Here is a 25,785-nt window from a genome sequence, read left to right as displayed (position 1 = left end):
ACGTCACTTGCGGCCGGTGGCGGCCGGGAGCCGCACCGTGAAGCGGGCGCCCAGCACCTTGCCGTCGGGGCCGCGCCGGTTGGTGGCCGCGATCGTGCCGCCATAGGTTTCGACGATCTGCCGGCAGATCGACAGGCCGAGGCCGGAATGCTGGCCGAAATGCTCGGTCGGACGCTCCGAGTAGAAGCGCTGGAAGATCGATTCGAGATTGTCCTCGGGGATGCCCTGTCCCTCGTCGTCGATGGTGACGACGAAGGGGCCGTTGCGCGAATCGCGGCCGAGCTCGACGAGGATGCGCGAGCCCCGCGGCGCGAAGGACAGGGCATTGTCGATGACGTTGCGGAACACCTGCCCGTAGCGGCCATCATGACCATGCGCCATGAAGGGCGGGTTCGCCGCGACCCGGAACTCGACCTCGACGCCGGACTTCTGGTTCGCGGTCACGGCATAGTGGTGGACCATGTCCCGCAGCAGCTTGTCGAGGTCGACCGGCTTCACCTCGCCGCGCATCAGTTCGGCATCGAGACGCGACGCATCGGAGATGTCCGAGATCAGCCGGTTGAGCCGGTTGATGTCGTCCATGACGATGGCCATCAGCTTGGCGCGGCGTTCGCCATCGAGGTTGGGATGCCCCGCCATCTCGATGGCCGAGCGCAGCGACGTCAGCGGGTTCTTGAGCTCATGCGCGACGTCGGCGGCGAAACTCTCGATCGTGTTGATGCGCAGCCAAAGGGCCTCGGTCATCGAGCGCAGCGCATCGTTCAGGTCGCCGATCTCGTCGCCGCGCTTGCCGAGATCGGGGATCTCCGGCCGGCTCTCGCGCGCCAGCCGGACTTCGTCGGCGGCGCGCGCCAGGCGCACGATCGGCTGGGTGATGGTCCCGGCGAGATAGAGCGAGAGCAATACGGTGATGCCGAGCGCCGCGGCGGCGATGGTCAGCATGTCGTAGCGGACCTCGCGCAGGGAGGCGGCGATGGCCCGGTTGTCGCGTGTCAGCAGGAGCGCGCCCAACACCTGCTTGTAGCGCTGGACCGGCACCGCGGCGCTGAGCAGCAGCCGTCCCTGTCCGGCGCTGCGCACGGCGGACGCGTTGAAGCCGCGCAGAGCGCTGGCCGCCTCCGGAAAATCGCGCAGGGTCGGGACCGGCTTCTCGACATATTCGGGATAGTGATCGACGCGCGACAGCTGTCGGGCGATCCAGTCGCTGATCCGCTCTCCGATGCTGTACTCGGGTTCGGCCTCCATGGGCACTTCGGGCGGCGGCAGCGGCACGACGTGGATTCGGCCCACCTCGTTCAACATCGCCGAATCGGCCAGCAGCTCGCCGGTTTCGCTGAACAGGCGCGCGCGTACGCCGGTCGGCCGCACGAGCCGCGTCAGCAGCTGGCGCGCGGCGTCGGCGTCCATGCGATTGACCGTCGACTCGCCGCCGACCACCGCGACCTCGCCGATGCCCGCGGCCACCATCTCGCCCTGAACCAGCAACGAGGCGAGCTCGCTGTCGATCAGCTCCTCCTCGTAGTCGCTGAGATAGACTGCGCCCAGGGTCAGCAGCGCCACCGGAATGAGATTGAGCAGCAGGATGCGTCGCGTCAGCGGCGAGTAGCCACGGCTCACGCTGCGGCGCCGGCGCAGAAGCGAGGGAGAGTCGGCAGCAGCGGGCACGCCCGCTCCCTTGCGCACCGAGCGCGGGAACAGGCGGCCGAGTGCCGTGGCGATCCGTGAGCTTAGGGTCTGATGCCCGGGCGGACGCGCTCCGGGCTCAGGAGTCGCGATATCGATATCCGATGCCATACAGCGTTTCGATCTGCTCGAATTCGCCATCGACCTCGCGGAACTTGCGGCGGACGCGCTTGATGTGGCTGTCGATGGTGCGGTCGTCGACGTAGATCGTCTCGCCGTAAGCCGCATCCATGAGCTGGTCGCGGTTCTTCACGTGGCCGGGCCGTTCCGCGAGCGACTTAAGGAGCAGGAATTCGGTGACCGTGAGGTGCACTTCCTTTCCCTTCCATGTGCATTGATGGCGGCTCGGGTCGAGGATCAGCTCGCCGCGCACGATGCGCTCGGCGGCGGTCTCGCCCTTGGCGCCACCGACATCGGCGCGGCGTAGCACGGCGCGGATCCGCTCCAGCAAAAGGCGCTGCGAGAACGGCTTGCGGATGAAGTCATCGGCGCCCATGCGCAGGCCCAGCACCTCGTCGATCTCTTCGTCCTTCGAGGTGAGGAAGATGACCGGGAATTGCTGCGTCTTGCGGATGCGGTTTAGGAGCTCCATCCCGTCCATGCGCGGCATCTTGATGTCGAAGATGCCGAGATCGGGCGGCGACTGGTTGAGGCCTTCCAGAGCCGACGCACCGTCGTTGTAAGTCTTGATCTGAAACCCTTCGGCTTCGAGCAGCATCGACACTGAGGTGAGGATGTTGCGGTCGTCGTCGACGAGGGCGATGGTCTTGCGCACGGCTTGGCTTCTCCTGCAGCGGACAACGGCTTTTTTATCATGCTATCATACACCGGACCGTCGCCGCCGCCTTCCGGTCCACGATATTCAACGAACAATTGCGGCTTTTTTGATCCGAACATGACCCAGGACGACATGCCCCGCACCGTGCGCACCCTGTTGCGCGAACTCGACCGGGCTTCTCTTGCCACCATCCTGCCCAGAGAATCGACCGGTTGGCCCTATGCCTCCCTGGTTCTCGTGGCGGTCGATCACGACCTGTCGCCGATCCTTCTGCTGAGCGATATGGCCGAACATACCAAGGCGATCAAGGCGGACGGCCGCGTCTCCCTGCTGTTCGACGGCACCGGAGGGCTCGACCAGCCCCTGACCGGGCCGCGGGCAACCGTGCTGGGACGGGCAGAGCGCATCACGGATGACCGGCTGAAGGCGCGCTTTCTGGCGCGCCACCCGGATGCTGCGCTCTATGCGGGATTCAAGGATTTCGGCTTCTATCGGATAGCGGTAGAGCGGGCTCATCTGGTGGGTGGCTTCGGCAAGATTCGCTGGATCGAGGCTGCCGAACTTGTCCCACCGCAGGCCGAGGGGTTGGCGGAGTCCGAGGCGGGCATCGTCGAGCACATGAACGCCGATCATGCCGACGCCCTGCAACTCTATGCCGCAAAGTTGATCGGACGGGCCGGCCACGGCTGGACGATGACGGGTATCGATCCCGAGGGCATCGACCTGCGGCGCGCCGGCGAAGTTGCCCGCCTCGCTTTCGATGAGCCCCTGCGGGCCGCCGGTGAGGCGCGCAAGGCGCTGGTCGCCCTGGTGGGAAGAGCCCGCGCCGTGCCCTGATCTCACCACGATCGGGCTATTGGTTTCGCGTCGCAGCATTCTTCTCGCGAGTGCGAAGGTCGATTCACACGCATCCCGACACTAACTTGTCGCAAGGGACTTGCCTCCCTGCAGCCCTGCCAGTAGCGCTAGGTACAGTAAACCTTAGCCATTCGGATCGGCCGGAAAGCAGGAGAAACGCTGTGCATCAGGCGGGCTTCATCGTACCCAAGTTTGGACTGGAAGCGCTCGGACTCAAGAACCTGAGCAATGTCTACTGGAACCTCCAGGTTCCCGCGCTCTACCAAGAAGCGATCCGGCGGCATGAAGGCGTGGTGGCCGATGGCGGCGCCCTGGTGGTGCGGACCGGCATCCATACTGGTCGCTCGCCCAACGACAAGTTCATCGTCGAGGACTCCGAGAGCAAGGGCCGCATCGACTGGGGCAAGACCAACAAGCCGATCACGCCCGACCGCTATCGCGCGCTCTACAACCGCATGATCGCCTATGCGCAGCGCCGCGACCTGTTCGTGCGCGACTGCTGGGCCGGCGCCGATCCCGCGCATCGCATCGGCGTGCGCGTGGTCAACGAGACGGCGTGGCACAATCTGTTCGCCCGCAACATGTTCCTGCGCCCGAAGCCCGAGGAACTCGAGGGCTTCAAGCCGGAATTCACCATCCTGAACCTGCCGGGCTTCCAGGCCGACCCGAAGCTCGACGGTACGGCCTCCGATTGCGCCATCCTGGTGAACTTCACCGAGCGCGTCGTGGCGATCTGCGGCACCTGGTATGCCGGTGAGATCAAGAAGTCGGTTTTCACGATCCTCAACTACCTGCTGCCGGACAAGAACGTCCTGCCGATGCACGCTTCCGCCAACATCGGCCCGAACGGTGACGTCGCGGTCTTCTTCGGCCTGTCGGGCACCGGAAAGACCACGCTGTCGGCCGATCCGACCCGCACGCTGATCGGCGATGACGAGCATGGCTGGGCCGAGGACAGCCTCTTCAACTTCGAGGGCGGCTGCTACGCCAAGGTGATCAAGCTCAGCCGCGAGGCCGAGCCCGAGATCTATGCCACCACCGGCCGCTTCGGCACGGTGCTCGAGAACGTGGTGATCGATCCGGCGACCGGCCGCCTCGACCTCGACGACGGCGCCCACACCGAGAACACCCGCGCCTGCTATCCGCTCGACTTCATCCCGAACACCTCGGCGACCGGAATCGCCGGCACGCCCGAGAACATCGTGATGCTGACCGCCGACGCGTTCGGCGTGCTGCCGCCGATTTCGCGGCTGTCCCCGGAGCAGGCGATGTATCATTTCCTCTCGGGCTACACGGCGCGCGTCGCCGGCACCGAGAAGGGCGTGACCGAGCCGCAGGCGACCTTCTCGACCTGCTTCGGTGCGCCGTTCATGCCGCGTCACCCGACCGTCTACGCCAAGATGCTGGGCGAGAAGATGGCCCGCCAGAACGTCAAGTGCTGGCTGGTCAACACCGGCTGGTCGGGCGGCGGCTTCGGCGTCGGCGAGCGTATGTCGATCCGCCACACCCGCGCGATGGTGCGGGCCGCGCTCGACGGCACGCTGGCCTCCGTCTCCTCCTCGCCCGATCCGCACTTCGGCATGCAGGTGCCGAGCGCCTGCCCGGACGTGCCGGGGGAGGTGCTGAATCCGAAGAACACCTGGAAGGACAAGAAGGCCTACGACAGCGCCGCGCGCGACGTCGCCCAGCGCTTCGAGAAGAACTTCCAGCAGTTCGAGAGCCACGTCGACGACAAGGTCAACAAGTCGGCCATCCGCGCCGCCGCCTGACGTCTGACGGGACATCGCTTCCGCGCGGCGGACATCCTATGATGTCCGCCGCGTGAGCCAGATTACCGAAACGTCCCCTGCGAAAGCCGCCATGCGCCGCCCCTGGCGGTTGCCGATGGTCGCCGCGCTGGCACTTGCCTTCGTTTCGCTCTCGCTCATTTCCGGCATCGCCTACATCGTGGTGCTCGCCGGCGCGACCGGCACCGCCGAACGGCTGCTGGTCGACCGGGCCGCCCGCGTGGTCGACGCCCAGGTATCGCTGGTCCGCAGCCGCCTCGATCCGGTGAGCGAACAGCTCGAGCTGATCGCTGCCCTCGCCGCGGGCGGCCGCATCGACATCGAATCGCCGGTCGCCGTGCGCGAACTGCTGGCGGTCATGATGCAGCAGGTCCCCGCCGTCTCGGCGGTCGGCTTCGCCACGCTCGATCTCAAGCTGCATCGCGCCGTGCGCGAGCCCGACGGCACGATCGAGCGCGAGACGCTCTCGCTGGTCGACCAGCCGCAGGGCATGGAGCGCTTCCGTCAGCTTCAGACCGCGCAAAGCACGTTCTGGGGCGCCCTGTTCTGGAGCGAGACGATCAAGCAGCCGGTAGTCAATGTGCGCACGCCGGTGCGGCGCATCGACAATGCCTTCATCGGCGGCCTGATCGCCACGGTGGCCGTCGGCGATCTCTCCTATCTCATCGGCGATCCCGTGCGGGGCGGCGATGGGCGCTACTTCATCCTCGTCGGCCGCGACCATGTGCTCGCCTCGCGCCGGCTGATCGACCCGCGCGGCCTCGGCCTCTCCGAAAAGCGGCCCCTGCCCACCATCAAGGAGGTGGACGACCCGGTCCTGGCCAGGATCTGGGATACGCCCGTGCGGTCGCCGCAGATCGACCGGGCGCTGGGCTCGCTCGGCCATGTCGTCGAGCAGGGCGGGCGGCAATGGGTGTTCGTCTATCGCGAGCTCAGGCGGTTCGGACCGGAGCCCTGGCTGGTCGGCCAGTATTTCCCGATCGAGGACGCGACCGGCGACCTCGATCGGCTGATGAACGGGGCGATCGTCGGCGGCATCACGCTGGCCGTCGCCGCGCTGCTGGCGCTGGTGATGGGGCTGAGCATGGCGCGCTCCATCCGCACCCTGACCTCGGCGGCCGAGCTGATCGAGCAGCTCAAGTTCGACGAGCCGTTCCACCGCAAATCGCGGCTGCGCGAGATCGACGATGCCGGCCACAGCCTCGACAAGGCGCGCGGGGCGCTGAAATGGTTCGGCGCCTATGTACCGCGCCGTCTCGTCTTCGGGTTGATGGAACTGGGCGAAGACGCGGTGGCGTCGCGCCGACGGGTCGTCACCGTGATGTTCACCGACATCGTGGGCTTCACGCCGCAGGCCGAGGAGCTGCCGGAGCAGGAAACGGCCGACATGCTCAACCATCATTTCGCGTTGTTGGGCAGCTGCATCGAGAACGACCAGGGCGTGATCGACAAGTATATCGGCGACTGTGTGATGGCGGTGTGGGGCGGCCTGTCGACCATGGAGGACCATGCCGACCACGCCGTCCATGCCGCGCTCGAAATGGGGCGCGTGGTGCACGAGGACAATCTGCAGCGCGTCGCCGCCGGCCAGACCGCCGTCCGCTTGCGCGTCGGCATTCATTCGGGTCCGGTGATCGTGGGCAACATCGGCGCCCCGGGGCGGGTCAACTACACCGTGGTCGGCGACACGGTGAACGTGGCCCAGCGCTTCGAGCAGATGGGCAAGGAGTTCATGAAAGACGACGAGGACGTGATCGTCCTGGTGAGCGGCGACACGATCGCGGCGATGAAACACCCCGAAGCGCTGGGCCAACTGCCCAAGCCGGAGCTGCGGCACGTGAAGGGCCGGGACGAGCCGGAGCAGGTGTATCGCCTGATGTAGGGCGCGCCTGATGTGACGAGGTGCTGCGCTGGACGCGATATGGTCTTCGCCAGTAGTGTGCCGATGGCTTATTTGCCAGTATTCGAGAGGAAACGAGCAGGACATGGAACGACGCAAACTTCTTGCATTGTCGACGGCCGCACTCGCTCTCGCCCCCTTCCATGGACTGCGTGCGCAGGACTCCAACAAGCCGTTCACGATGGAACAGCTTGACCAGATGCTGGCCCCGATTGCCCTCTATCCCGACGCGCTTCTGTCGCAGGTCCTGATGGCCGCGACCTATCCGCTGGAGGTCGTCGAGGCGGCGCGCTGGTCGCAGGCCAATCCCAACCTCAAGGGCGACGCCGCCGTCGCGGCGGTGAAGGACAAGAGCTGGGACGTCAGCGTGAAGTCGCTGGTGGCGTTTCCGCAGACGCTGCAGATGATGAGCAACCAGCTCGACTGGACCCAGAAGCTGGGCGACGCGATGATCGGCCAACAGAAGGACGTCGCGACGGCGGTCCAGCGCCTGCGCGCCAAGGCTCAGGCCGCCGGCAATCTGAAGTCGACCCCGCAGCAGACGGTGACGACGCAGTCGAGCGGCGGCGCCAGCGCGATCGTCATCGAGCCGGCCAATCCCGAGCTGCTTTACGTTCCCTATTACAATCCGGCCTGGGCCTACGGCGCCTGGCCCTATCCCGCCTATCCGCCACCCTATTATCCGCCGCCGCCCAACTATGGCGCGGCGCTGATGAGCGGCATGATGTTCGGGCTGGGCGTGGCCGCCGGCGCCGCGATGTTCGGCGGCTGGCACTGGGGTTATGGCGGTGGCGGCTGGGGCAACAGCTACACGACGGTGAACGTCAACCGCGCGACCAACATCACCAACAATTTCAACGCCGACCGTTATCGCAACGGCCAGTGGAGCCACGATCCGGCGCATCGCGACGGCGTGCCGTACCGGACGCCCGCCGAGCGGCAGGAGTTCGGCCAGCATCGCCCCGATTCGGCGGCTCAGCGAGAACAGTTCCGCGGTCAGCTCGACGGGCGCGGTGCGGAGGGCGTGCAGAATCGCGGTGCCGAGGCCCGTCCTGCCGAGAATAGGCCGGCGGAGAATCGCAGCTTCGAGAACCGGACGGCCGGTGACCGCGGCGCCTTCGGTGACATCAACCGCGGCGGCAGCGGCGCCAGCCGCGATTTCAACCGCGGCAGCCAGTCCTGGGGTAACCGCAGCTGGGGCGGCGGCGGCGAGCGCTTTGGCGGCGGGGGCGAAAGGTTCGGGGGAGGAGGACGGCGATGAGCGGCACGATGTTCCGGCGCGGCCTCCTTGCGCTGGCGGTATTCGTTGGTCTTGCAGGGGGCCTGGCCGGTGGCGCGGTCGCCCAGCAGGCAGCCAAGCTTCAGGCGTTCCCGACGGCCGACGCGGCCGCGAGTGCCTTCACCGACGCGGTCCGCAAGGGCGACCAGAAGGCTCTGGGCGCCCTCTTGGGACCCCAATGGAACGAGTTCGTTCCGACGACGTCCGAGCAGCGTGAGGAGCGTCGGAAGGCCTACCTCGCCGCCTGGGACGAAAGCCACGAGGTCAAGGTCTCGGGCGACAAGGCGACCATAATGGCCGGCAAGGCCGGTTGGACCTTGCCGATCCCCCTCGTGAAAGACGGTGCGGAGTGGCGCTTCGATCCGGTCGCCGGCTGGCGCGAGATGCGCCTGCGCCAGATCGGCCATGACGAAGCCGCGGTGGTGCAGACGATGCTGGCCATCGTCGACGCCCAGCGCGACTACTCGGCGATGGATCCGATGAAGACCGGCTCGCCGGTCTATGCGCGGCGCCTGCTCAGCTCCCCGGGCCGCAAGGACGGTCTCTACTGGGAGACCAAGCCGGGCGAACCGCAGAGCCCGCTCGGGCCGGCGGTCGCCCGTGCCCAGGCCGACGGCAATTCTCCGGACGGCCATTACGGCTACTATTTCCGTCTGCTTTATGGCCAGGGCCCGGCGGCCCCGGGCGGCGCGCGCGACTACATCGTCAATGGCCGCATGATGGGTGGTTTCGGTGCCATCGCGTGGCCGGTGCGCTACGGCGTGACCGGGGTCATGACCTTCATCGTCGACTACAAGGGCGAGGTCTACCAGCAGGACCTGGGGCCCGAGACGGCGCAGAAGGCCGGCATGATGAACACCTTCAATCCTGATAAGGGTTGGGTGAAGGCGGACATGACGCCTCCGTAACGGAAGCGTCGTCGTGAAGGGGAGAGGTATGATGAAGACGAAGATCCTGACGCTGGTCGTCGCGGCGGGCTTCCTTTGCGGTTGCAACACCAGCAACCTGTCGGACGGGCAAACCGGCGCGCTCGTTGGCGCCGCGGCCGGCACCGGTATCGGACTCGCGACCGGCGGCAGCTTCGGCGCGGTGGTCGGCGCCGGCCTGATCGGCGGCGCGGTCGGCTATATTGGCGGCACCGCCATCGGCAACAGCAAGTAAGGGAGATCCAGATGACCTCCAGGATTCTTCTCGCGCTGGCGGCCACCATCGCCATCTCGGCGTCCGCCCAGGCGCAGAACCCGCCGCTCAATTTCGACCAGGCGGCCTACATCACCTGCCGCGAGGCCCATGCGATGAACCCGGAAGCCCGCAAGGCGCTGGCCGTCTTCCTCGCGGAGCATTCGGCGCGGGTGCGCGGTGTCCTGATTCCCGACGGCGAGCAGGGCGCCCAGCTCGCCCATCTCGTGCGCGGCGGCTGCACCCTGTCGCCCGACGCCTACCTGTTCACGGTGGTCGACCGCGCCATCGTGGCCGAGAGCTCGAAGCTGCCGAAGCGCAAGTAGCGACCGTCAGGTCAGCTTGATCATGATGTGCCTGGCATAGGCCGGGCGCTTCATGAGGCGCTCGTACCACGCCCGGACATTCTTCAGGTCCGGGCGTTCGATTTCCAGCGCATACCAGCGGTGGACGAAGCAGCCGACCGGGATGTCGCCCATCGTGAACTGGTCGCCCGCGACGTAGCGCCGGCCCTCAAGCCAGCCATCCAGCCGGCCGAACAGCTTGCCGGCCTCCGCGGCGGCCTTCCCGATCGCCGCCATGTCGCGCTTCTCCGGCGGCGTGCGGATCAGGCCCCAGAAGGCAAGGCGCATCGGCTCGGCGATGGTGCTGAGCTGCCAGTCCATCCAGCGGTCGGCCTCGCTGCGCAGGCCGGGATCAGTGGGCCACAGCGTGCCCGCGGCATGCCGGGCGGCGAGATAGCGCACCGCCGAATTGCTTTCCCAGATGATGCGCCCGCCCACGTCGATGGTCGGCACGACGCCGTTCGGGTTCATGTCGAGGTACCATTTCTGGTCGTTGCCGCCGAACGCCCCGCCGACATCCTCGCGCTCGTAGCTCAGCCCGCACTCGTCGGCGCACCACAGCACCTTCATCACGTTGATCGAATTGGCGCGGCCCCAGATTTTCATCGAATCACTCTCCTTGAATTCAGCATTCCCATTCCGGCTTCCCGTCGACGATGCGCAGGATGTGTTTGATGTCAGGGTCGAACTGGACCGGATCGAGGGACCCTTCAAAAATAATGCGTGTATCATCGAGCCAACGTGGATCCGGTCGTAACCATAATTGCGGCTTGACCCCGGGACACGCGGGCTTCGATTCTACGGCAACGACGGTTGGAGGATTTGTGTCCATGTCGATGATCTGCAAGCCATTGCCGTGGCCTGGCGACAGGTCGGCCGCGACGGCGTAGCGACCGGAGGGCGATAGAATAGGTGGTGCGAACACCGACGTCCGGCGGCCGTCTCGCTCTGAGATCAGAAAAGCTTGTCGTCCTTCGTAGAGTCCAACATCGATCACGTATTGGCGGTGCTTCGGCCACCATGCCACCAGCTCGTGCCGACGCGAACTATCAACATAGCAGGCATAGGCAATGCAATCGATGATCCGCGCCAATCGATTGCCCTCGAGCTTCAGCCACAGGACGCTGCCTGAGCGAAAAGCTTGCTCCGGTATCGAGGCGATTACTTCCGCCTCAGGCGAACGGGACGTGATCGCGCGTTGCTCTTCGCAACAAGGCCTGTCCTCGATCACAATGTCAGACTCCGCGTGGGCTGGCATCGCAAGAAAAAAAGCCAGGGCCGTAAGCTTCGCGCGCATCGCTCGCTCCTAGTGCGCCGCCGCCCAGTTGTCGCCGACGCCGGTGTCGACGACCAGCGGAACGGTGAGGGAGGCGGCGCTTTCCATGATCTTGCGGGTCACGTCCTTCGTCTTGTCGAGTTCCTTCTCGGGCACTTCGAACAGGAGTTCGTCGTGCACCTGCAGGAGCATCCTCGCCTTGAGCTTGGCGGCCGTGAGGGCGCCGGGGAGGCGGATCATGGCGCGCTTGATGATGTCGGCGCCGCCGCCCTGCAGCGGGGCGTTGATCGCCGCGCGCTCGGCGAAGGCCCGCATGCCCTGGCTCTTGTCGTGGATGAAGCGCAGGTGGATCTTACGGCCGAACGGCGTCAGCACATAGCCGTGCTTGCGCGCGAAGTCCTTGGTCCGCTCCATGTAGTCGCGGATGCCGGGATAGCGCTGGAAGTATTTGGCGATGTAATCCTTGGCCTCCTGCTGGCCGATGCCGAGCTGGTTGGCGAGGCCGAAGGCCGAGATGCCGTAGATGATGCCGAAGTTGATCGCCTTGGCGCGCCGTCGCACCAGCGGGTCCATGCCCTTCACCGGCACGCCGAACATGTCGGAGGCGGTGATGGCGTGGATGTCATCGCCGCGCGCGAAGGCCTCCTTCAGGGACGGAATGTCGGCGACATGCGCCAGCAGGCGCAGCTCGATCTGCGAATAATCGGCGCTGAGCAGCTTGTAGCCCGTCTCGGCAATGAAGGCCTGGCGGATCTTGCGGCCTTCCTCGCTGCGCACCGGAATGTTCTGCAGGTTGGGATCGGTCGAGGCGAGTCGTCCCGTGGCGGCGCCGGTCATGTGATACGAGGTGTGGACGCGACCCGTCTTCGCATCGACCTGGCGCACCAGCGCGTCGGTGTAGGTGCCCTTGAGCTTGGCGAGCTGGCGGTGCTCCAGGATCTTCACCGGCAGCGGATGCCCCTGCGCCGCGAGGTCGTCCAGCACCGAGGCGTCGGTGGCCCACGAGCCATTCTTGTTGCGCTTGCCGCCGGGCAGCTTCTGTTCGTCGAACAGGATTTCGCCCAGCTGCTTGGGCGAGCCGACATTGAACTCGCGGCCGGCGATCTTGTGGATCTCGCCTTCGAGTTCGGCCAGCCGCTTCTCGAAGTCGGCGCTCAGCCCCTTGAGCTTCAGCGCGTCGACCTTGATGCCCGCGCTCTCCATCGAGAGCAGAACCGGGATCAGCGGCCGCTCGATGGTCTCGTACATCGAGGTGACGCGCTCAGGGACGAGGCGCGGCTTGAGGCGCGCCCAGAGCTGCATGGTGACGTCGGCGTCCTCGGCGGCATAGTCGCGCGCCTTGTCGAGCGGCACCTTGTCGAAGGTCACCTGCTTGGAACCGCTGCCGGCCACGTCGGAGAATTTTATCGTCTTCTGGCCGAGATGCAGTTCGGCCAGTTCGTCCATGCCGTGGTTGTTCCTGCCGGCGTCGAGGACGAACGAGATCAGCATCGTGTCGTCGACCGGGCCGATCTCGACGCCATGCCGGCGGAACACCGCCATGTCGTACTTGATGTTCTGGCCGACCTTCAGCACCGCCGGATCTTCCAGCAACGGCTTCAGCTTTTCGATCGCGGTCTTGAAGGGGATCTGCCCCTCGAGCAGCTTGCCGGCATCCTTGTCGCCGCCGTCGCCCAGCAGATCGAGCGCGCCCTGCACGGCACCGCCGGGGGTGCGATGCATCAGCGGCAGGTAGGCGGCGCGCCGGCGCGTCGAGTTGACGTCGCCCCACGGGCCTTCGAGCAGGGCCAGCGAGACGCCGACCAGGCCGGCATTGTTTGAATCGAGCCCGTCGGTCTCGCAATCGAACGCCACCGTGCCGGCCCGTGTCGCCTCGGCGATCCATTCGTCGAGCAGCTTCTCGTCCTGGATCATCTCGTAGTCGGCCGCCGTGAAGTCGCGGTTGGGTTTCTTCGAGGAAGAAGCGGTGGGGGCGGGCGTGGGGTCGGCCTTCTTCACCGGCGCGGACGCGGAGGAGGGCGCAACCGGCGCACTCGCCTCGCCCAGCTCGCTCGTGAATCGCTGCAGCAGGGTCCTGAAGCCCTGCTGTTCGAGCCAGGGCAGCAGCACGTTGGGATCTGGCCTGCGCTTGTCGAAGGCCTCGGGCTCCGCGGGTGTCGGCACGTCGTCGCGCAAGGTGACGAGCTGCTTGGAGATGCGGATCAGCTCGGCATTGTTCTCCAGCGATTCGCGCCGCTTGGGCTGCTTGATCTCCTTGGTGCGCTCCAGCAGCGACTCGAGGGAACCGTATTCGTTAATGAGTTGGGCGGCGGTCTTGATGCCGATACCCGGGGCGCCCGGCACGTTGTCGGTCGAATCGCCGGCCAGCGCCTGCACGTCGACGACCTTGTCGGGCGTCACGCCGAACTTCTCGAACACCGCCTCGGGCCCGAGCTTGATCTTCTTGATCGGGTCCATCAGCTCGACGCCGGGCCGCACGAGCTGCATCAGGTCCTTGTCGGACGAGACGATCGTGCAGGTGCCGCCGGCCTCGACGGCCATGCGTGCGTAGGTGGCGATCAGGTCGTCGGCCTCGTAGCCCTCGAGTTCGCACACCGTGACGTTGAAGGCGCGCGCAGCCTCGCGGATCAGCGGGAATTGCGGGATCAGGTCTTCCGGCGGGTCGGGCCGGTTGGCCTTGTACTTGTCGTAGATCTGGTTGCGGAAGGTGACGCTGCCGGCGTCGAGGATCATCGCGATATGGTCGATCTCGGGATTGTCCAGCAGGTCGGCCACCAGCATGCGGCAGAAGCCGAACACGGCGTTGATCGGCGTCCCGTCGGGCCGGTTCATCGGCGGCAGGGCGTGATAGGCGCGGAACAGATAGCCCGAGCCGTCGATCAGGTAGAGGTGGCGGAGCGGCTTGTCGCCGTCCGCCGGGGTCGTCGCGGGAGCCTTGGATTTCGCCATGTCCAAGGCCTAGCACGCTGGGCCATGCGGCGGGAGATGGCTGTGTTACGATCGGTGCATGACCATCATCCTGTCCGAGAATTTCCGCGCGCTGTTCTACGCTCCCTTCTATGCCGCCCATGCCAGCGGTGCTTTCAAGCGGGCCGGTGTCGAGGTCGAGTTGCGGCCCTCGTCCGACCCGCTGGAGGCCGCGCGGGCGCTGCGCGCCGGGGAGGTCGACGTGATGTGGGGCGGGCCGCTGCGTGTCCTGATCGCGCGCGACAAGGACCCGGGCTCGGACCTCGTCTGCTTCTGCGACGTGGTGGCGCGCGACCCGTTCTTCGTGGTGGGCGCGACGCCGCGCCCGGATTTCAAGTTCGCCGATCTCCTGTCGGTGAAGCTGGCGACGGTCTCGGAAGTGCCGACGCCCTGGGTCTGCCTGCACGACGACCTGCGCCGCGCCGGCGTCGATCCCGCGAAGGTCGACCGGATCGACGACAAGAGCATGGCCGAGAACGAGGCCGCCCTGCGCGAAGGAAGGGTCGATGCCGTGCAGGTCTTCCAGCCCTATGCCGAGAATCTCGTGTCCACGGGGGCCGGTCATATCTGGAACGCCGCCGCCGGCCGCGGCCTTACCGCCTATACGACCCTGGTGACGCGGCGCGGCGTGCTCGAAGGTCGCGCCGAGGAGCTGGCCTGCATGATCCGCGGCATGGATGCGACCCTGAAATGGTTCGCCGTCACCCCGTCGCTCGAAATCGTGGACGTCGTGCAGTCGTTCTTTCCCGATGTGCCGCGCGACCTGTTCGCCGCCTGCATCGACCGTTATCGCGCCCTCGAGCTGTGGGGCCGCGATCCGGTCATCCGGCGCGAAGGCTATGATCGGCTGCACGCGGCCATGCGCTCGTCGGGAATCCTGTCGCGCGACATCGCCTTCGAGGATGTCGTCGACACGAAGCTGGCCACGCGCGCGATCGGCTGAAGCCAATCGGCAATTCGAGAGGGGAGATCGACATGGCGCTCTACGAGCTCAGGACCTACACGCTCTATGTCGGCAAGATGGGCGAAGCCGTGAAGCTCTACCAGGAGTTCGGCTTTCCGGCGCTCGACAAGGGCGGCCATGCGAAGAACCTCGTCGGTTACTTCCAGGGCGACACCGGCACGATCAACCAGATCGTCCATCTCTGGAAATTCGACGACGACGCCCACCGGCGCAGTCACTGGGCCGCCGTCTTCGCCGACCCCGCCTTCATGGACGGCTTCGCGGTGAAGTTCCGCCCCCTCGTGATGAGCCAGGAGGTGAAGCTATTGAACGCGGCGCCATGGGGGCCGCACCCCTGAGCGACCGGCTGTGGGGCGTTCGCGAAACCCGCGACGTTCCGGGGCTTGCAGCGGGCGGGGCAGAGGACTATCAGCGTCCCGTCATCGGGGAGTAGCCGGCCTCACCCCAGAGGCGGATGTGTCAACAGACTTGGATCCTTCGGGATCCATGGCCCATCCGGCGACCGACGGTCCAACGGACCGCGCTTGGCGAGACCTTTGGCTTTCCAGTGCCTTTACCCGCGGGATCGGGCGGCACCGGGAGCCATAGGTTCGTGCTCGGTCCCGCTGTGTGATTCGCCGTGGAAGCCTTTCTCGTCTCTACAGGAATCGTTGCCGTCGCCGAGATCGGAGACAAGACGCAACTCCTGGCCATGATTCTCGCCACCCGGTACCGCCGCCCAATCCCCATCATCCTGGGTATCCTGGTCGCCACCCTGGCCAACCACGCGCTGGCCGCCTGGGCCGGTGCCGCCGTCGCCGCCTGGCTGGGGCCCGACGCGATGCGCTGGATCCTGGGTATCCTCTTTCTGGCGATGGCCGTGTGGTGCCTGATCCCCGACAAGGCCGACGAAGGCCCGAAGGTCGCGGGCGCGGCCGGTGCGTTCGTGGCGACCGCGATCGCCTTCTTCCTGGTCGAGATCGGCGACAAGACCCAGATTGCGACCGTGGCGCTGTCGGCACGCTTCAACGATCTGTTCGCGGTGACCGCCGGCACCACGTTCGGCATGATGATCGCCAATGTGCCGGCGGTGCTGTTCGGCGACGTGCTGTCGCGCAAGGTGTCCCTCACGCTCGTGCGCTCGCTCGCGGCGGCAGCCTTCGTGGTGCTGGGGCTGCTCGCCCTGTTCAAGCTGGACATGGGGCTGATGGGCGGCTGACCGCCGGTCGAGGTTGGACTTCACCTCGCATGAACGTGATGACGCCCGGCCAGGGCGTCGTCCTTGTAATGCCATACTCCTGACCAAACTTCACACCCTGCGAATCGACCGAACGGCAGCCCCGAGAGACTGAACAAGCAGCGCCGAAGTCGTGCAGGGATCCGAAACGTTCGAGAAAAGCATCTGCGCCGGAAACACACGGCGCGGAGGTGAAATTCTGCGCCCTCGGCGCACAGACGTATGGAGAGATTGTCGATGCCTGCTGCCAATCCTTGGAAACTGGCCCTCTTCCTGGTGCTGCTGGCACCGGTTCTCGCAGGTTGCAAGGAATCCTCGGCAACGGCAGAGCCCGAGGCGCCCCCGCCGGAAGTCGGCGTCGTCACGGTGACGCCGCAGCCGCGCACGATCGTTCGCGAGCTGCCGGGGCGGATTGCGCCCACGCGCGTTGCCGACGTCCGGCCGCGTGTCTCCGGCATCATCGTCGAGCGGCTGTTCAACCAGGGCAGCGACGTGAAGGTGGGAGAGGCCCTCTATCAGATCGATCCCAAGCCGTTCGAAGTGGAACTGCAGGCCGCGCAGGCAGCGCTCGACAAGGCAAGGGCGGCGCTCGATCTCGCGATCCCGCAGGCCAGCCGCTCCGCGGCGCTGACCAGGACGCAGGCCATCTCCACCGCCCAGCACGAGATCGCCGTGGCAACGGTCGAGCAGGCGAGGGCCGAGGTTGCGGCCCGGGAAGCCGACGTGGCGCGTGCGCGCCTCAGCCTCGACTATGCGACGGTCCGTGCGCCAATCAACGGGCGCATCGGCGCCGCGCGGGTCAGCGAGGGCGCGCTCGTCGTCCAGAACGACGCGACCAGCCTCGCCACCATCCAGCAGCTCGACCCGATCTACGCCGATTTCACGCAGTCGGTGGGCGAGCTCAACAAGCTGCGCCGGGCCCTCGAATCCGGCGAACTGGAGCGCATCGAGCCCGACGCGACCAAGGTCCGCCTGCTGCTGGATGACGGCACCATCTACCCCTATGCTGGAAAGCTGCTGTTTTCCGAGGCCCGGGTCGATGCCTCCACCGGCCAGGTGACCTTGCGCGGCACGTTCCTCAATCCCAATCGCGAGCTGCTGTCGGGCATGTACGTGCGCGTCCTGATCGAGCAGGGCGTCGACACCGATGCGATCAGCCTTCCCGAACAGGCGATCCAGCGCAACGGCGGCGGCGGCAGCGAGGTGTTCGTCGTCAAGGAAGACAACCGCGTCGCCGTGCAGCCGGTTCGGCTCGGTCCGGTGCAGGGCGGCCAGTGGCTGGTGCTCGATGGCTTGAAGGCGGGTGACCGGGTCGTGGTCGACGGCTTCCAGAAGTTCGCTGCCGGCGACACCGTCAATCCAAGGGTCGTCAGCGCGGAAGCTAAACCCGAAGGCTCGGCCACGACCTCCACGCGTTGAGCCGCGACACATGCCGAGCTTCTTCATCGATCGCCCGATCTTTGCCTGGGTCATCGCGCTCTTCGTCTGCCTGATCGGCACGATCTCGATCCCGCTGCTGGCGATCGCCCAGTATCCGATCATCGCGCCCCCTTCGATCTCGATCAGCACGAGCTATCCCGGCGCATCGCCTGAGAATCTCTACAACAGCGTCACGCGGCTGATCGAGGAGGAGCTGAACGGCGCCTCGGGCATCCTGAACTTCGAATCCGCCAGCGATTCGCTCGGACAGGTCGAGATCATCGCGAACTTCCAGCCAGGCACCGATCCGGGCATGGCCTCGGTCGAGGTGCAGAACCGCATCAAGCGGGTCGAAGCGCGTCTGCCCCGGGCGGTGATCCAGCAGGGCATCCTGATCGAGGAAGCCTCGAGCGCGGTGCTCCAGATCATCACGCTCAATTCGACCGACGGCAGCCTCGACGAGGTCGGGCTGGGCGACTTCATGGTCCGCAACGTGCTGGGCGAGATTCGACGCATCCCCGGCGTCGGTCGCGCAACCCTCTATTCGACCGAGCGATCGCTGCGCATCTGGATCGATCCGGCGAAGCTGGTCGGCTACAACCTGACCTCGGACGACGTCACGCGCGCCATCAACGCGCAGAACGCGCAGGTCGCATCAGGCAGCCTCGGCGCCGAGCCGAGCCCGGCCCATCAGAAGATTTCCGCGCTCGTCCTGGTCAAGGGCCAACTCTCCTCGCCGGATGAATTCGGCGCGATCGTGCTGCGCGCCAATCCCGACGGGTCGACCGTGCGGCTGCGCGACGTGGCGCGCATCGAGGTCGGCGGCATGGGCTACCAGTTCAACACGCGGCTGAACGGCAAGCCGACCGCCGGCCTCTCCGTGTTGCTGGCGCCGACCGGCAATGCGCTGGCGACGGCCAGCGCCGTCGAGGCGAAGATGAAGGAGCTCTCGCGCTTCTTCCCGGCCAACATCACCTATTCGATCCCCTACAACATCACGCCGGTCGTCGAGGCCTCGATCCAGAAGGTCCTCATGACCCTGGCCGAGGCCGTCGTGCTGGTCTTCGTCGTGATGTTCCTGTTCCTGCAGAACATCCGCTACACGATCATCCCTACCATCGTGGTGCCGGTGGCGCTGCTCGGCACCTGCGCGACGCTGCTGGCCGTCGGCTACTCCATCAACATGCTCACCTTGTTCAGCATGGTGCTGGCGATCGGAATCCTGGTCGACGACGCGATCGTCGTCGTCGAGAACGTCGAGCGCATCATGGCGGAGGAGGGGCTGTCGCCCAAGGATGCGACGCGCAAGGCGATGAAGCAGATCACCAGCGCCATCATCGGCATCACGCTGGTCCTGATCGCGGTGTTCCTGCCGATGGCCTTCTTCCCGGGCTCGGTCGGCATCATCTATCGCCAGTTCTCGGTGACGATGGTGGCGGCGATCGGCTTCTCCGCGCTACTGGCGCTCTCGCTGACGCCGGCTCTGTGCGCGACCCTGCTCAAGCCGATCCCCGCCGGCCATGGGCATGCCAAGCGCGGTTTCTTCGGCTGGTTCAACCGCCGGCTCGACGGCGTGCGCGACCGCTATGTCGGCACGGTCGGCTGGTCGCTGAAGCGGACGGGACGGATGATGGCGATCTATGCGGCGCTGCTCATCTGCCTGTCCTGGGCCTTCGTGCGGCTGCCCGGCGGCTTCCTGCCGATCGACGACCAGGGCTTCATCACGACCGACGTGCAGACGCCGGCCGATTCCTCCTACAATCGCACCAAGGCGGCGGTGGAAGCGGTCGAGCGCTACCTGGCGGGACGGGAAGGCGTCGACAACGTGACCTTCCTGACCGGCTACAGCTTCCTCGGCCAGGGCATGAACACGGCGCAGGCCTTCATCACCCTGAAGGACTGGTCCGAGCGCGGACCCAACGAGTCGGCCGCGGCGATCGTCGACGACATCAACCGCACCATGGCTTCGGTTCGTGACGCCGAGATTTCGGCGCTGCAGCCGCCGCCGGTCGACAATCTCGGCAACTCGGCGGGCTTCAGCTTCCGCCTGCAGGATCGCGGACAGAAGGGCTATGCCGCGCTGATGGCCGCCACCCAGCAGCTGATCGCGGCGGCGAATGCGAGCCCGGTGCTGCGCAACGTCTATGTCGAGGGACTGCCGGAGGCCCCGGTCGTCAACCTGGTCATCGATCGCGAGAAAGCGAGCGCCTTCGGCGTGACCTTCGAGGACATCAACAACACCATCTCGACCAACCTCGGCTCGGCCTACGTCAACGACTTCCCCAATCGCGGGCGCATGCAGCGCGTGATCGTGCAGAGCGATTCCGCCGGCCGCATGACCGCCGACGAAGTCCTGGCCTACAACGTCAAGAATGCGCAGGGAGGGCTGGTGCCCTTCTCGGCCTTCGCCACCGTGGAATGGTCGAAGGGCCCGACGCAGATCGTGGGCTTCAACTACTATCCCTCGGTCCGCATCAGTGGCGAAGCAAAGCCCGGCTATACCAGCGGCGACGCCATCGCCGAGATGGAGAAGCTCGCCGACCGGCTGCCGCGCGGCTTCGGCTACGAGTGGACGGGCCAGTCGCTGCAGGAGAAGCTCGCGGGCTCTATGGCGCCGCTCCTGCTCGCACTGTCGGCGCTGCTGGTCTTCCTCTGCTTGGCGGCGCTCTACGAGAGCTGGACGATTCCGCTCGCCGTGCTGCTCACGGTGCCTCTCGGCATCTGCGGCGCGGTGATCGCGGCCTATCTGCGCGGGCTGCCCAACGACGTCTACTTCACGGTGGGCCTGGTCACGATCATCGGCCTCGCCGCCAAGGACGCCATCCTGATCATCGAGTTCGCGAAGGAGCTGCGCTCGCAGGGCAAGCCGCTGGTCGAAGCGACGCTGGAAGCCTGCAAGCTGCGCTTCCGGCCAATCCTGATGACCGGCTTCGCCTTCGTCTGCGGCGTGCTGCCGATGGCCATCGCCGTCGGCGCGGGCGCCAAGAGCCAGCAGGCTTTGGGCACCGGCGTCATGGGCGGCATGATCGCCGTCGTCATCCTCGCCCTGCTGATGGTGCCGGTCTTCTTCGTCGTGGTGCAGCGCGTGCTCGCGCGCGATCGCGAGAAGAAGGTCGAGGCGGCCAAGGAACCGACTCACGTGTCGACGCAGCCGACCTGATCGAATGCTTCCCCTTTGCGGAGTCCGCAAAGGGGAAGTGCCTTCGTCTTACGAAGGCGATGGGGTCATGACCCCTCCGTCGCCGTGAGACGGTGACACCTCCCCATGTGAATGGAGAGGGGAATGATCTAAGCCACCGTGTTCGACAGCCGGCCCAGTCCGTCGATCTCGATCGTCACGCGGTCGCCGCGCTTCAGGAACTTCGGCGGCGTGAAGCCGATGCCGACGCCGACCGGCGTACCGGTTGCGATCACGTCGCCCGGCTGGAGCGTGATGCCGGCGGAGATCGTGGCGATCAGGGTCGGGATGTCGAAGATGAGGTCGCGCGTATTGGCGTCCTGGCGCAGCTCGTCGTTCACCCAGCACTTCACGCCGAGATTCTCCGGATCGACCTCGTCGGCGGTCACCAGCCAAGGGCCCATCGGGCAGAACGTGTCGAGCGACTTGCCGAGGAACCACTGCTTGTGCTTGCCCTGCAGATCGCGCGCCGTCACATCGTTAATGATCGTGTAGCCGCAGATATGGCCGTAGGCATCGTCCTTGGAGATGCCGCGGCCGCCCTTGCCGATGACCAGGCCCAGCTCGGCCTCGTAGTCCACCGAGTCGCTGACGCCCTCAGGATAGCGGATGTCGGCGCCATCGGCGATCACGCACTCGGGCGCCTTGGTGAAGATGATCGGCGCGGTCGGAATGGCGTCGGCCGCGGAGCTGGCGCTGCTGTCGAAGCCGCTGCGCGCGAACTCCTTCGCATGCTCGTGATAGTTCTTGCCGACGCACATCACGTTGCGCGCGGGCCGCGGGATCGGCGCCTCGATCTTCACCTGCGGAAGCGCAAGCCCCGCGCCGGTCGGCTTGATCATCGACTTGATCGCATCGAGTTCGCCGACAATGGCGCCCAGGGTCGGAACGGCACGCCCCAGCATCGCCTCGAGCGGCCAGAAGGTCTTGCCGTCCGGGCTAGCGAGCGCGGCCTTGCTGGTGCCGGCGTGCGTGATCGTGGCGAGCTTCATTGCGGCTTCGCCTGCTCGGCGGCGTTGCCCCAGCCCTTCTTCTCGGCATCGAAGAAAGAGGCGAAGACCTTGCGGATGGTGCTCTCGCCGATGTCGCGCGTGATGAACACGACGCGGCTCTTGCGGTCGTCGCCTTCCGGCCAGGCGTCGAGCGTGGCCGGCGGATGGAAGACGTGCTGCACGCCATGGATCACCACGGGCTTGTCGGTGTCCTTCACGTTCAGGATGCCCTTCATGCGCAGCAGGTCGGGGCCGCGATAGGTCACCAGCGCGTCAAAGGCCGCGGCCACCGTGGACCAGCTCATCGGCTCGTCGAAGGTCATGCAGAAGGAGCGGATGCGGTCGTCGTGGCGGTTCACGTCGTGCGGATCCTGCTCGCCGTGGCCGTGGGAATGGCCGTGATCGTGACCATGGTCATGTCCATGGTGATGGTGCCCGTGGCCATGGTCGTGGCTGCCCTCATAGGCCTCGGCTTGCAGCCACTTCTTCACGTCGGCGCTCTTGGTCTCGGGATTGTAGAGGCCGGCATTGAGGATCTGGTTGGGGTCGATCTCGCCCGTCGCGACCTCGTGGAATGGAGCGCCCGGATTGAGATGCTGCAGCCGGTGCTTGAGGTCGGCGAGCTTGGGCGCGTCGGCGATGTCGACCTTGGTCAGCAGGATGCGGTCGGCCACGGCGGCCTGCTTCACGGCCTCCTCGTGATTGTCGAGCGTGCTCGCGCCGTTCACGCCGTCGACCGTCGTCACCACGCCGTCGAGGCGGTAGCGCGAGGCGAGCAGCGGATCGGTCATCAGCGTGTGCAGGATGGGCGCGGGGTCGGCCAGGCCCGTGGTCTCGACCACCATGCGCTTGAACGGCGAAACCTCGCCGCGCGCGCGCTTGAGGAACAGCTCGCTCATGGTGCGCACCAGGTCGCCGCGCACCGTGCAGCACAGGCAGCCGGAGTTCAGCGTCACCATGCCCTCGTCGTCGGACTTCTCGACCAGCAGATGGTCGAGGCCGATCTCGCCGAACTCGTTGATGATGACGGCCGTATCCGCCAGCTCGGGCCGGCGCAGCAACTTGTTCAGCAGGGTGGTCTTGCCGCTGCCGAGGAACCCCGTCAGCACGGTGACGGGAATGCGCTGCTCGGCAGCGTTCTGCGGGTCGCTCATCGAAACATCCTGTGTTCGGGGATCACGCCCGCCAGAAGCGCTCGACCTTCCTGAACTCCTTCCAGGCCCGCTCCAGCTTGCGACGGCGGCGCTTCTCGCCGCCGGACGCCTGCCTCGCGAGGACCTTGAGGGACGAGGCCGTGTCCTCGGAGGGACGGGAGGCCGTCGCGATATCGGCCAGCATGCGGGCCGCCGTCGCGCGATCGTTCAAGGCGCCGAGCGCGCCCTGAAGGCGCACCGTTGCCTCGATATAGGGCTTGGCCAGGGGCGAGGCAAAGGCGGGACTGAGATAGGTCGCGGCATAGCGCAGTTTCTTGATGCCGATGCGCAGTTGGTGAAGTTGCTCTTCGCTCAGTTTGTCCAGCAGGCGGCCGCGACGGACCACCTTGGCGTGGCGGGAATCGAGGACATGACGGCCGAATTCGTCGAGGTGCAGCCCGCCGCGGACCTCCGGAGCCGGCTCCGCGGCGTAGGCTGCGAGCCGCTGGTCGAAGGCTTCGTAGCGGGCACTGCCCAGGGCGGCCCGGGCGCGTTCGAGGTGGCTCGCGGCGAGGCGCGAGCCGACCCGCTTCACGACCGGCGGAACGTCGATCACGCTTTCGGTCAAGAATACGTGCAGGTCGCGTGCGGGTCCGCATTCGCCGGCCAGCCACTTGGCCTCTGCCGAGAGGGCGCGCACCTCCGGGCTGTCTACCGCAGGGCGGAACACACTGAAGGCGGCCCGCAGGCGGCGCAGCGCCACCCGCGCCTGGTGGATCCCGATGGGACGGCGGCTCTGCAGGACGATCTCCCGATATTTGGCGAGATCGGCCCGGCACGAGGCCGCGATCGTGCGAAGCGCCGCCTCGGGAGGGGTTTCAGGGGTAAGCTTATGCCCGGACGCTGACATTGCGTTTCGACCGTAGCGGCGCCGGACGAGGGGGCAACCTTAAAGAACGACAGTCCGGTGAAGGTTTTGTGTCATCCCGGCGACGGTGGCGGCGTCCGGTTTGGTCGGATTCCCCCTCCCGCCCCTCGTTTGGCGGCGCCTGTTACGCTGTCTTTGCAGTGGCGGCGGCGCCCCGGCGTGGCCTAGAGTCATTCTCATGAGTATCGATGCGGCGGCCTTCAAGAAGGGCATGCGCCACCTGGCGGCGAGCGTAACCCTGATCACCACCAGAGTGGGGGACCAGCGCGGCGGGCTGACCGCCACGGCGGTCTGTTCGGTTTCAGCCGAACCGCCGCAGATCCTGGTCTGCGTCAACAAGACAGCCAGCGCCCACGACCCGATCGGGGAAGCCGGCTTCTTCTGCGTCAACATTCTCTGCCCGGAGCATCGCAAGCTTGCCGAGCGGTTCGCCGGCATGGACGGGACCGAGGGCGACGAGCGGTTCCGGGACATGGGCGAATGGACGACGCTCACCACCGGCGCACCGGTGCTGAAAGGATGTCCCGTGTCCTTCGACTGCAAGCTGGTCACCGAGCTCTCGGCCGGTACGCACACGATCTACATCGGCGAGATCGTCGATGTCGCATTGCACGAAACCGCCCTGCCGCTCCTCTATGCGGACGGCACCTTCGTGCATGGCGAGGCCCTGAAGAAGGCCGCCCAGGCAGCCTGAACGAGCGGGGTTGCGCCCCGGCACCAACCCACTATGTTCGCGCCCGCCCGAAAGGGCACCTGCTGGGGCGTCGCCAAGCGGTAAGGCAGAGGATTTTGATTCCTCCATTCCCAGGTTCGAATCCTGGCGCCCCAGCCATCGCGCCCTCTTCGAGGGCTTCGACGTCCGTCTGTCTTCTGGATGAACCGCTCGAGCGACAAGGTCGATGAATTTCCTGAAAAATACGCTTCTGGTCGTCGTTCTCACCGCCGTTTGCGCGCTTTGCCTCGAGGGCATGACCCGGCTCTTCCTCGACACCGGCATGCTCTACGAACTTGAAATGTGGCGCTATGCACGCGACGTGAAGGTTAGGGACATGCGCCCCGACCTCGGTCATCGCCACCGTCCCAATGCCGCAGCCGACCTCATGGGCGTCAAGGTGACGACCGACAGCCACGGCTTCCGGTCGTCGGAAATTCCCGAGAAGGCACCGGTGGGCGTGGCGCGTATCGCCTTCGTCGGCGATTCGACGACCCTGGGCTGGGGCGTGGCGCAGAACGAGACCGCGGCCGCCCGCGTGACCTCCGCGCTGGTCGCCGAGGGTCGCAAGGTCGACAGCTACAATACGGGCGTGGGCAACCACAACACGCTGCAGGAACTCACGCTGTTCCGTGAGACGGCCGCGAAGCTCAAGCCCGACATCATCGTGCTGACCTACTTCATCAACGACGCCGAACCGGTGCCGACCTACGGGCAGACCTCGTGGCTCGACGAGCACTCGGCCGCCTGGGTGGTGTTCAAATATCGCCTCGATTCACTGATGCGCCAGTTCGGCGAGGCGCCCGATTGGAAGCGCTACTATCGCGAGCTTTACAAGGACGATGCCGCCGGCTGGCAGCAGACCCGCAAGGCGCTGCAGGGCTTCGCCGTCACGGCGCGCGAAATGGGCGCCAAGCTGGTCGTATTCAACCTGCCCGAGTTGCGCGAGTTGAAGCCCTATCCCTTCGCCGATGTCACCGCCAAGGTGAAGGCCGACGTCGAGGGGTTGGGCGTGCCGTTCTTCGACATGCTGCCGACGGTCGAGAATCTCGATCCCGCGAGCCTGTGGGTGACGGTTCCGGACCCGCATCCGAACGGCGCCGCCATGGCAGCCTTCACCACCATGATCGTGCCCGAGCTCAACACCCTGCTGGACGGCCTGTGCCGGGACGAAGGCAAAGGCTGCAAGTAG

At 66.3% G+C, this 25,785-nt stretch carries 22 protein-coding genes, 1 tRNA gene and 1 riboswitch; of the genes, 15 read left to right on the top strand and 8 right to left on the bottom strand.

Features of this window, described 5'->3' with window-relative positions:
• Window positions 1-3 precede the first annotated feature (3 nt).
• Both ACO07I_RS12450 and ACO07I_RS12445 read right to left on the bottom strand, forming a co-directional pair.
• The gene (locus ACO07I_RS12450; protein WP_422017724.1) at window positions 4-1,665 is read right to left on the bottom strand and encodes a stimulus-sensing domain-containing protein; all 1,662 of its coding nucleotides are present in this window, start codon (window positions 1,663-1,665) and stop codon (window positions 4-6) included.
• 97 nt (window positions 1,666-1,762) lie between these two features.
• Window positions 1,763-2,458 carry a response regulator transcription factor gene (locus ACO07I_RS12445; RefSeq protein ID WP_422017722.1) on the bottom strand — a complete coding sequence of 232 codons (696 nt, stop codon included), beginning with the start codon at window positions 2,456-2,458 and terminating at the stop codon, window positions 1,763-1,765.
• 120 nt (window positions 2,459-2,578) lie between these two features.
• Between ACO07I_RS12445 and ACO07I_RS12440 the strand changes: the two genes are divergently transcribed.
• From ACO07I_RS12440 to ACO07I_RS12410, 7 genes are all read left to right on the top strand, one after another.
• Window positions 2,579-3,298, top strand: coding sequence for a HugZ family protein (locus tag ACO07I_RS12440; protein ID WP_422017720.1), 720 nt, complete (start codon window positions 2,579-2,581; stop codon window positions 3,296-3,298).
• 182 nt (window positions 3,299-3,480) lie between these two features.
• Complete coding sequence (locus ACO07I_RS12435) at window positions 3,481-5,088, top strand: phosphoenolpyruvate carboxykinase (protein ID WP_422017718.1); 1,608 nt, start codon at window positions 3,481-3,483, stop codon at window positions 5,086-5,088.
• A gap of 91 nt (window positions 5,089-5,179) precedes the next feature.
• Window positions 5,180-6,988, top strand: a complete 1,809-nt coding sequence (locus ACO07I_RS12430) for an adenylate/guanylate cyclase domain-containing protein (protein ID WP_422017716.1) — start codon at window positions 5,180-5,182, stop codon at window positions 6,986-6,988.
• A 103-nt stretch (window positions 6,989-7,091) separates the two neighbouring features.
• Window positions 7,092-8,267: a DUF3300 domain-containing protein gene (locus ACO07I_RS12425; protein WP_422017714.1), complete on the top strand. Its 1,176-nt coding sequence runs from the start codon at window positions 7,092-7,094 to the stop codon at window positions 8,265-8,267.
• Complete coding sequence (locus tag ACO07I_RS12420; RefSeq protein ID WP_422017712.1) at window positions 8,264-9,193, top strand: DUF2950 domain-containing protein; 930 nt, start codon at window positions 8,264-8,266, stop codon at window positions 9,191-9,193. The genes ACO07I_RS12425 and ACO07I_RS12420 overlap by 4 nt, the downstream gene beginning before the upstream one ends.
• Before the next feature lie 31 nt (window positions 9,194-9,224).
• Complete coding sequence (locus ACO07I_RS12415; protein ID WP_422017710.1) at window positions 9,225-9,446, top strand: hypothetical protein; 222 nt, start codon at window positions 9,225-9,227, stop codon at window positions 9,444-9,446.
• Between the two features lie 11 nt (window positions 9,447-9,457).
• Window positions 9,458-9,790: an HdeA/HdeB family chaperone gene (locus tag ACO07I_RS12410; RefSeq protein WP_422017708.1), complete on the top strand. Its 333-nt coding sequence runs from the start codon at window positions 9,458-9,460 to the stop codon at window positions 9,788-9,790.
• Window positions 9,791-9,796: 6 nt separating this feature from the next.
• On the opposite strand, the gene ACO07I_RS12405 is transcribed toward ACO07I_RS12410, so the two are convergent.
• The 3 genes from ACO07I_RS12405 to polA are packed head-to-tail and all read right to left on the bottom strand — an operon-like array spanning window position 9,797 to window position 14,033.
• A complete protein-coding gene (locus ACO07I_RS12405) occupies window positions 9,797-10,414 on the bottom strand; it encodes a glutathione S-transferase family protein (protein ID WP_422017706.1) in 618 nt (205 codons plus the stop codon).
• Window positions 10,415-10,433: 19 nt separating this feature from the next.
• On the bottom strand, window positions 10,434-11,105 hold the full coding sequence (locus tag ACO07I_RS12400; RefSeq protein WP_422017704.1) for a hypothetical protein: 672 nt from the start codon (window positions 11,103-11,105) through the stop codon (window positions 10,434-10,436).
• Window positions 11,106-11,114: 9 nt separating this feature from the next.
• The gene (polA, locus tag ACO07I_RS12395; RefSeq protein ID WP_422017702.1) at window positions 11,115-14,033 is read right to left on the bottom strand and encodes a DNA polymerase I; all 2,919 of its coding nucleotides are present in this window, start codon (window positions 14,031-14,033) and stop codon (window positions 11,115-11,117) included.
• Between the two features lie 58 nt (window positions 14,034-14,091).
• Here polA and ACO07I_RS12390 point away from each other — a divergent pair, with 58 nt between their 5' ends.
• The 5 genes from ACO07I_RS12390 (at window position 14,092) to ACO07I_RS12370 (ending at window position 20,810) form a co-directional block, all read left to right on the top strand.
• Window positions 14,092-14,994, top strand: a complete 903-nt coding sequence (locus tag ACO07I_RS12390; protein ID WP_422017701.1) for an ABC transporter substrate-binding protein — start codon at window positions 14,092-14,094, stop codon at window positions 14,992-14,994.
• A 32-nt stretch (window positions 14,995-15,026) separates the two neighbouring features.
• Window positions 15,027-15,353, top strand: coding sequence for an NIPSNAP family protein (locus tag ACO07I_RS12385; protein WP_298309153.1), 327 nt, complete (start codon window positions 15,027-15,029; stop codon window positions 15,351-15,353).
• 74 nt (window positions 15,354-15,427) lie between these two features.
• Window positions 15,428-15,570: riboswitch (yybP-ykoY riboswitch) on the top strand.
• Window positions 15,571-15,634: 64 nt separating this feature from the next.
• On the top strand, window positions 15,635-16,213 hold the full coding sequence (locus tag ACO07I_RS12380; protein ID WP_422017698.1) for a TMEM165/GDT1 family protein: 579 nt from the start codon (window positions 15,635-15,637) through the stop codon (window positions 16,211-16,213).
• 255 nt (window positions 16,214-16,468) lie between these two features.
• Window positions 16,469-17,650, top strand: coding sequence for an efflux RND transporter periplasmic adaptor subunit (locus ACO07I_RS12375; protein ID WP_422017696.1), 1,182 nt, complete (start codon window positions 16,469-16,471; stop codon window positions 17,648-17,650).
• 10 nt (window positions 17,651-17,660) lie between these two features.
• Complete coding sequence (locus ACO07I_RS12370) at window positions 17,661-20,810, top strand: multidrug efflux RND transporter permease subunit (RefSeq protein ID WP_422017694.1); 3,150 nt, start codon at window positions 17,661-17,663, stop codon at window positions 20,808-20,810.
• 128 nt (window positions 20,811-20,938) lie between these two features.
• Here the strand turns inward: ACO07I_RS12370 and ACO07I_RS12365 are convergent, their stop codons facing one another.
• The 3 genes from ACO07I_RS12365 to ACO07I_RS12355 are packed head-to-tail and all read right to left on the bottom strand — an operon-like array spanning window position 20,939 to window position 23,863.
• Window positions 20,939-21,820: a fumarylacetoacetate hydrolase family protein gene (locus tag ACO07I_RS12365; RefSeq protein WP_422017692.1), complete on the bottom strand. Its 882-nt coding sequence runs from the start codon at window positions 21,818-21,820 to the stop codon at window positions 20,939-20,941.
• On the bottom strand, window positions 21,817-22,974 hold the full coding sequence (locus ACO07I_RS12360; protein ID WP_422017690.1) for a CobW family GTP-binding protein: 1,158 nt from the start codon (window positions 22,972-22,974) through the stop codon (window positions 21,817-21,819). Before ACO07I_RS12360 ends, ACO07I_RS12365 begins: the two co-directional genes overlap by 4 nt.
• 22 nt (window positions 22,975-22,996) lie before the next feature.
• Entirely contained in the window at window positions 22,997-23,863 is an 867-nt protein-coding gene (locus ACO07I_RS12355; RefSeq protein ID WP_422017688.1) for a CHAD domain-containing protein, read from the bottom strand.
• A 196-nt stretch (window positions 23,864-24,059) separates the two neighbouring features.
• Between ACO07I_RS12355 and ACO07I_RS12350 the strand changes: the two genes are divergently transcribed.
• From ACO07I_RS12350 to ACO07I_RS12340, 3 genes are all read left to right on the top strand, one after another.
• Window positions 24,060-24,575, top strand: a complete 516-nt coding sequence (locus ACO07I_RS12350) for a flavin reductase family protein (RefSeq protein WP_422017686.1) — start codon at window positions 24,060-24,062, stop codon at window positions 24,573-24,575.
• 63 nt (window positions 24,576-24,638) lie between these two features.
• Window positions 24,639-24,713 (top strand) — tRNA-Gln (locus ACO07I_RS12345).
• 67 nt (window positions 24,714-24,780) lie between these two features.
• Complete coding sequence (locus ACO07I_RS12340; RefSeq protein ID WP_422017684.1) at window positions 24,781-25,785, top strand: SGNH/GDSL hydrolase family protein; 1,005 nt, start codon at window positions 24,781-24,783, stop codon at window positions 25,783-25,785.

The organism is Reyranella sp. (assembly GCF_965227665.1).
Lineage (GTDB): Bacteria > Pseudomonadota > Alphaproteobacteria > Reyranellales > Reyranellaceae > Reyranella.
This window is presented reverse-complemented; position numbering and strand designations above follow the sequence as displayed.